The 6,033-nt window shown below is 33.5% G+C and carries 7 protein-coding genes; 6 read left to right on the forward strand and 1 reads right to left on the reverse strand.

Annotation, left to right across the window (positions count from 1 at the left end):
- Positions 1 to 222 precede the first annotated feature (222 nt).
- The 6 genes from QNJ66_RS25595 to QNJ66_RS25620 all read left to right on the forward strand — a co-directional run bounded on the left by QNJ66_RS25595 (position 223) and on the right by QNJ66_RS25620 (position 4,989).
- A complete protein-coding gene (locus tag QNJ66_RS25595) occupies positions 223 to 879 on the forward strand; it encodes an AAA family ATPase (RefSeq protein WP_366146324.1) in 657 nt (218 codons plus the stop codon).
- Complete coding sequence (locus tag QNJ66_RS25600) at positions 854 to 1,447, forward strand: RloB family protein (RefSeq protein ID WP_300511493.1); 594 nt, start codon at positions 854 to 856, stop codon at positions 1,445 to 1,447. Before QNJ66_RS25595 ends, QNJ66_RS25600 begins: the two co-directional genes overlap by 26 nt.
- Positions 1,448 to 1,699: 252 nt before the next feature.
- On the forward strand, positions 1,700 to 2,395 hold the full coding sequence (locus QNJ66_RS25605; protein ID WP_300511494.1) for an acylneuraminate cytidylyltransferase family protein: 696 nt from the start codon (positions 1,700 to 1,702) through the stop codon (positions 2,393 to 2,395).
- A 34-nt stretch (positions 2,396 to 2,429) separates the two neighbouring features.
- Entirely contained in the window at positions 2,430 to 3,386 is a 957-nt protein-coding gene (locus tag QNJ66_RS25610) for a phosphoglycerate dehydrogenase (protein WP_300511495.1), read from the forward strand.
- Positions 3,386 to 4,123 carry an SDR family oxidoreductase gene (locus tag QNJ66_RS25615; RefSeq protein WP_300511496.1) on the forward strand — a complete coding sequence of 246 codons (738 nt, stop codon included), beginning with the start codon at positions 3,386 to 3,388 and terminating at the stop codon, positions 4,121 to 4,123. Before QNJ66_RS25610 ends, QNJ66_RS25615 begins: the two co-directional genes overlap by 1 nt.
- Before the next feature lie 35 nt (positions 4,124 to 4,158).
- A complete protein-coding gene (locus QNJ66_RS25620) occupies positions 4,159 to 4,989 on the forward strand; it encodes a 6-hydroxymethylpterin diphosphokinase MptE-like protein (protein ID WP_300511498.1) in 831 nt (276 codons plus the stop codon).
- Between the two features lie 14 nt (positions 4,990 to 5,003).
- Here QNJ66_RS25620 and QNJ66_RS25625 read toward each other — a convergent pair whose 3' ends face one another.
- Positions 5,004 to 5,639, reverse strand: a complete 636-nt coding sequence (locus tag QNJ66_RS25625; protein ID WP_300511499.1) for a cyclase family protein — start codon at positions 5,637 to 5,639, stop codon at positions 5,004 to 5,006.
- Between the last annotated feature and the right edge of the window lie 394 nt (positions 5,640 to 6,033).

Genomic DNA, 6,033 nt, shown 5'->3' on the forward strand with positions numbered 1-6,033 from the left:
CCCATTGGGAATCTGTTATATCTGACGGATAAGAACGTCTCTTCATAAAACTGTCATAAAAACTTATTCCATAGTTTTATAACCACAAATCTGTGCCGCCTAATTTCTTTATCTTTTCTTTACAAACAGTCTCTTAACTCGTTACAATATAGTTTAAATATTATTTCTGGTTTAAATGATAGTTCATATCGATCATACTTTTCTTATACAGTTGTTTGTCTAATTGAGAACGAAAATAAAAATGAAATTATTAACTTGATCAAGAAATTGGATTTAGGAATTGATGATATTAATACTAATCAAATAGATATTACTGAAGATGAACTTGGTGATAATATCCCTCAAGAAATTAGACAGGAGATTATTAAAAACTCAGGAGGAAAAGGAAACTGGATCAATACCAAACATCGTAAATTTGATTCTGAAAATAAGTTTATTTCCACGGAAACCTTTGATTTAGAAGATGAATCTGAGGGAACTAAGAAAGCTTTTGCTTTAGCTGGGATACTTTTTGATATTTTAAAAAATACTCGAACTCTTATTATCGATGAATTTGATGCAAGATTACATCCGTTAATTAGTCGTGCTATTCTTGAATTATTTAACTCTAATGAAACTAACCCTAATAATGCTCAATTAATTGTCATGAGTCATGACACAAACTTACTGAGTCCTAAACTTTTTCGTCGTGATCAAATCTGGTTCACTGAAAAAGATAGATATGGTGCAACTGATTTATATTCCTTAGTAGAATATGATATTAGTGATGATGCTGCTTTTGAAAATGATTACATTAAAGGTCGATATGGTGCAATACCTTATATTGGAGATTTGAGTCAACTAATTAATTCTGATGGCGAAAAAAAAGAAAAATCCTAGAGGATATTCAGGAAGAAAAGTTAATACAAGAGAAGTTAAACAACGATTTTTAATTGTTTGTGGAGGAGAAGAAACAGAAAAAAACTACTTTGACTGTTTTCGTGTTCCTGGTAATGTGATAAGAGTTAAAGGATTGAATAAAGATCCTGATACTTTAATAAATAAAACAATTGAATATCAACAACAAGATGAGTATGATCAGGTTTGGTGTGTTTTTGATAAATATGATTTTCAAAACTTTAACAGTACAATAAAGAAGGCTAAAAATCAGGGATTTGAGGTTGCTTATTCTAATGAAGCTTTTGAGTTATGGTATGTTTTACATTTCGAGTTTTTGAGTACAGCTATTCCTCGTAAAGATTATATAAATAAGTTAAATACATTATTACGTCAAAAATATGAAAAAAATAGTGACACCATCTATGATGATTTATTTGATAGACAAGAAACTGCCATAAAAAATGCGGAAAATTTACTTAAACAGTATTATACACCTAATCCTGCTCAAGATAATCCATCAACCACAGTACACGAATTGGTTAAAGCACTTAATAAACAATATAGATGATAACAAAAATATGTTTAATTCTTGATAGTTACGAGTCAGATCGTAAGGTAGCAAACAGATGAAAAAAAATTGTTTAGTCTAATTTTAATAATTGTGGTGGGCAAAAATTGAGATTGAATCCTAAGTTAACTACAGAAGAGTATTTTCCCACCCTCCTTAATGCTATATTTGTGCGCTCTGGCTTTTTTCTTCCTCTTAGGGTCAAAACAATGTATTCTAAGAGAAATGATTGAGAATATTAATTGCTGAAATATGTCTTCTGATTCATCACAACCGACTATTGTTGCTTTTGTCCCCATGCGTCACTCTAGCGAGCGCGTAATTGGTAAAAATTATCGTCTTTTTGCAGGAAAACCTCTTTATCATTATATTGTTGAAAGTTTATTGAATTGTCCACAGATAACTCAAGTTTGTATTGATACGGATAGTCCTAATATTATTGAAGATGCAGGGCAGAATTTTCCTACAGTAAAAGTTCTCTTACGACCGAAAAATTTACGCTCTGGAATGACTCCGATGAATGATGTTTTGTTAAATTCAGTATCTCAAGTTGAGGCTGATTATTACTTACAAACTCACAGTACGAACCCCTTATTAAAAGCAGAAACAATTACTAAGGCAATTGATTTATTTTTAAAGAGTAATGAATACGATAGTTTATTTGGGGTAACTCGTCTACAAACACGGCTTTATGATGCCGAAGGGAAAGCAATTAATCACGATCCCAGTGTCTTATTAAGAACTCAAGATTTACCACCAGTTTATGAAGAAAATTCTAACATTTATCTCTTCACAAAAAGTATTTTAGAAGAGAGAAAAAATCGCATTGGTCATAAGCCTTTATTGTTTGAAATTGAAAGGGATGAAGCTTGGGATATCGATGAAGAAGTTGATTTTCGTATTGCTGAATTACTCTATAAGACTAGACAAGAAACTGTCAATGGTTAACAATTAAGATAATAATTACTTTCAGAGAAATATTATGAATTGGCGAATTTTAATTACTTGTCCCCCCATGTTAGCATCTTTGGAAAGTTGCCAAGAAAGGTTTAAAAAAGAAAACCTTGAGGTAGTAACTCCTGATATTGTGCAACAATTAAGTGAGGAAGAACTTTGTCAGATAATTGCTGAATTTGATGGGGTAATTGCTGGCGATGATCCTTTTACTGCTAAGGTATTAGAAATCGGTCGAAGAGGTCGTTTAAAAGTGTTGGCAAAGTGGGGTATAGGAGTGGACGCTATCGATTTAGAGGCAGCTAAAAAGTTGGGAATTTATACTTCTAATACTCCTAATGTTTTTGCCGATGAAGTGGCTGATGTTGCCCTCGGTTATACTCTCCTTTTGGCCAGACAATTACACAAAATTGATACTGATGTCCGTCAAGGAAATTGGTTGAAAATTCAAGGAACTTCTCTGAGAAATAGAACAGCAGGTATTATTGGTGTAGGAAGTATTGGCGGTGCGATCGCCCGTCGTTTTCATGTCATGGGCATGAATTTGTTAGGCTATGATGTACGCCCGATTGATAATCAATTGTGTCAAGAAACGAACTTAAAGCAAGTAGAATTAAACGAATTATTTAAAGATTCTGATTGTATTGTTTTAGCCTGTAATTTGACTCCAGAAAATCATCATTTATTAGATGATCAAGCCTTTGAGCAGATGAAAAATGATAGTTGGTTAGTCAATGTTGCCAGGGGCCCTATTGTTGATGAAAAAGCACTGATTAAAGCTTTAGATAGTGGCAAAATTTCTCGAGCAGCCCTAGATGTTTTTGAATCAGAACCCATGACAACCAGTAATCCTTTGGTTAATTATGAACAGGTAATTATGGGCAGTCATAATAGTTCTAATACTAGAGAAGCTGTTTTACGAGTTAATCAAATTGCTATCGATAATTTAGTCAGAGATTTAAAACAGGCCGAGGATAAAAATTGATGAAACCTGTTGTTATGATTACGGGAGTTGCAGGAGGAATAGGTTACGGTACAGCACAATATTTTGCCTATCAAGGATGGTCTGTTATTGGTTTAGATCGTCAAGAAAAGGTAGAATTAGAGGGAATTGATCGTTATTTTCAGACTGATGTATCCGATGCTAAACAAGTTGCTTCGGTGATAGAAAAAATTGATAAACTGGATGGGTTGGTTAACAATGCGGCTATCCAAATTTGTAAACCCCTTGTGGAAATGGAGGTGACGGAATGGGATCAGATCATGGCGGTTAATTTACGTTCTGCTTTTTTGTTAGCTAAAGCAACCTATCCCCTATTAAAAGTCAGTCAGGGGAGTGTGGTTAATGTCAGTTCCGTTCATGCGATCGCTACTTCTGCTAATATTGCTGCTTACGCCACCAGTAAAGGGGGTTTAGCAGCGTTTACCCGCGCTTTAGCCATCGAATGGGCTAAAGATAACATTCGTGTCAATGCGGTGTTACCAGGGGCAGTTGACACACCCATGTTACAAGCTGGTTTGAGCAGAGGTCATCTGTCTGGAAATAATGTGGAGCAATTAATGAATCAATTAGCTGCAAAAACTGTTATTGGTAGAGTGGGAACCACTGAAGAAATTGCTAAAGGAATTTTCTTTTTAGCTAATCGAGAATTATCTTCATTTATGACAGGTCAAAACTTGGTTATAGATGGAGGAGCAACCATTCGATTAAGTACCGAATAAGTTTAAAATTTATTAATTAATAGGGTAATTAAACCATGAATAATATTTTAGAATCAATCAAAGATAGAATGAGAGCGGCCTTAAATTATAGTCCTAGCTATTATGCTCATGGACTGGAAAGAAAGGATTATTATGAATGGATTTTCACTCATTCTAAAAGGCTAGAACAATTTCGAAATATTCATAAAGGAGAAAGTTGTTTTATTATTGGGAACGGGCCATCTCTCAATAAGATGGATTTAACCCCTTTGCAAAAAGTTCATACGTTTGGACTCAATAAAATTTATTTAATCTTTGAAAGAGTAGATTTAAACTTGAGCTATCATATTTCCGTTAACCCTTATGTTGTTGAACAAAGCATAAACAATTTTACCTCTCTTTCTTGTCCTTCATTTTTATCTTTTAAATCTTTTTGTTCTTATCGAAAACAACAAAGTAATAAACTCAAAGTTAGTGATAATCTTTACTTTATCCGCACTGGTTCTGAATTCAATTTCTCCTCTAATATTACCGCAAATATTGGTGAAGGTTATACCGTGACGTATGTAGCGATGCAAATAGCCTTTTATATGGGGTTTAAGCAAGTTTTTCTCATTGGGGTTGACCACAGTTTTAAAGCAGTAGGTAAACCCAATGAAAAACAAGTATTAGAAGGGGATGACCCAAATCATTTTAGCCCTGATTATTTCGCAAATAAGGAATGGCAACTTCCTGATTTAGAAGGATCAGAATTATCTTATAGGAATGCAAAATTCAAGTTTGAACGTGCAGGAAGAAAAATTTATGATGCTACTATTGATGGTAAATTAGACATTTTCCCCAAGATATCTTATGAGAAGGCCTTAGAAATGTGTAATGAAAAATGACTCCAGAAAATTAATTAACTTTGCCTTAAAATTACCCTAGCAGGAGAACCTTCAATCCCTTCTAATTTGAGAGGTAAACAAATTAGTTCATACTCACCAGGAGACACATTAGTTAGATTTAATCCCTCAATAATAACTACCTCCGATCCTAATAATATTTGATGGGTTTCTGGTCCATCGTAAAAACGTTGAATTGATAAATAATCGATTCCGACTAATTCAATTCCTTGATCAACGAGCCATTGAGCAGTATCAGACGTAATAGCTACAAAATCAGGATTAAATTCACTCACATTATTCTCCCACAATTGAGAGTTTTTAGTTTTCAGTAATAATCGTTTAATTCCTGTCGGTAAAGATAACTGTTTAAGAGTATCACTGGTAATCACATCTACCGTTGATAAATCAACAAGAAATGCCTCTCCTATTAACACATCTAAAGAAATTTTATCCACACTTTTTCCTCCTTTAACAAAATGTAAAGGCGCATCGATATGGGTTCCTGTATGAACACTAAAATTAAGGCTAGTATCATTAGCAATATCACCCTTATCTAAGTCTAAATCTCTTGTAAACTTGACAGGGGGACTGCCGGGCCAACAGGGAAGGCGAGAAGAAACAGAAACAGAAACATCAATATATCTACTCAAAATATGACTCCTAAAATTTTCTCATTGTCACTTAGTGTAGCAACAGATGACACGATAGGGCTATTCTCTAAGCTAAGATTGTAAAGAATTATTTGCCCTCACTGTTAATTTTATATAGATAAATTAATAAATTGCGCTAAACTCATTGAATTTTAGTGGTATCTTTATCAATTTCTAGACCATTTCTTTTTAAAGATGTCAATTTCATTTTGACTATAGAAATGTTTCATATATTTTGAGTCATACATTTTATCAATATAAGAGACTGTTTGTAAAGAAAAGATAAAGAAATTAGGCGGCACAGATTTGTGGTTATAAAACTATGGAATAAGTTTTTATGACAGTTTTATGAAGAGACGTTCTTATCCGTCAGATATAACAGATTCCCAATGGG

Origin of the sequence: Crocosphaera sp., from assembly GCF_030064895.1 — a bacterium.
Classification (GTDB): Bacteria; Cyanobacteriota; Cyanobacteriia; order Cyanobacteriales; family Microcystaceae; genus Crocosphaera.

What these genes read in the sequence shown, in the direction of transcription:
- QNJ66_RS25610 (WP_300511495.1), top strand. Translation starts at nt 2,430, where the DNA reads ATGAATTGGCGAATTTTAATTACTTGTCCCCCCATGTTAGCATCTTTG.
- QNJ66_RS25620 (WP_300511498.1), top strand. Translation starts at nt 4,159, where the DNA reads ATGAATAATATTTTAGAATCAATCAAAGATAGAATGAGAGCGGCCTTA.
- QNJ66_RS25605 (WP_300511494.1), top strand. Translation starts at nt 1,700, where the DNA reads ATGTCTTCTGATTCATCACAACCGACTATTGTTGCTTTTGTCCCCATG.
- QNJ66_RS25600 (WP_300511493.1), top strand. Translation starts at nt 854, where the DNA reads ATGGCGAAAAAAAAGAAAAATCCTAGAGGATATTCAGGAAGAAAAGTT.
- QNJ66_RS25615 (WP_300511496.1), top strand. Translation starts at nt 3,386, where the DNA reads ATGAAACCTGTTGTTATGATTACGGGAGTTGCAGGAGGAATAGGTTAC.